Here is an 872-nt window from a genome sequence, read left to right on the forward strand (position 1 = left end):
ACCTCCGCCGCGAACGGAGCGATCTTCGCCTCGGCCAGCGAACGCACCGCCTCACGGAGCATCTCGTGCTCCTCGGAGATACGGAAGAGATCGAACTCCTGGCTCATGATCGCCACTCCTGTTTCACGACGGTACTCAGTACCCTTCATTATGCACGTGCGCGGCAAAAAGGGAACTCAGTGCCTTCACAGGGCGGCACTGAGTTCCCTATTCTTTTCCTGCCGTACTACTGCCGTGAGAGCCGGTCCGAGCGCAGGGAGAGACAACGTGGTCCACTCAGCCATCGACGCCGACACCCGGAGCACGACGCTGTACTTCCAGCGCTGTACCTGGTGCAACAACCCCACCTTCCAGCGGCTGCTCTGCCCCACCTGCGGCTCCACCGAGCTGCGGCTGGAGCCCAGCGAGGGCACGGGTGTGGTCCGGCGCTGCGCGGTCGAGCAGGCCCGGACGCCGCTGGTCCGTCAGAAGTCGCTGATCCGGATGGCGGAGGGCTTCGACGTCTGGTGCATCGTGGACGGGATGCGCAGCACCGTCCCGGTCGGCACCCGGGTGCGGCTGCACTCCTCCCCCGGCTCCGACCAGCCCGAGCTGCGCCTGCTGCCGGTGGAGGAGCCGCCGCCGGTGCAGGACGTCGAGCCCAGGCCGCTGCCGCCCACCAAGGGCGGTTTCACCCAGCACCTCGCGGCCTTCGCGGAGTAGCCGGAACGGGTGGCGCGGGCCGCGCTCGGAGAACGCCGGAGGGCGGGGGGCGCCGGTGCCGGGGGGCCCGGGGGCCCCCCCCCCCCCCGGGGCGGGGGGGGCGCCCCCGGGGGGGGGGCCCCCCCCCCGGGGGGGGGGGCGCCCCCCCCCCACCGCGCCCCCCCCCCCCC

General features: G+C 72.6%; 1 protein-coding gene. It reads left to right on the forward strand.

What is annotated here, in order from left to right:
* Positions 1-267: 267 nt before the first annotated feature.
* Positions 268-702 carry a hypothetical protein gene (locus ACIP4P_RS45070; RefSeq protein ID WP_350514496.1) on the forward strand — a complete coding sequence of 145 codons (435 nt, stop codon included), beginning with the start codon at positions 268-270 and terminating at the stop codon, positions 700-702.
* Positions 703-872 lie beyond the last annotated feature (170 nt).

Origin of the sequence: Kitasatospora sp. NPDC089509, from assembly GCF_044749365.1 — a bacterium.
Taxonomy (GTDB): Bacteria; Actinomycetota; Actinomycetes; order Streptomycetales; family Streptomycetaceae; genus Kitasatospora.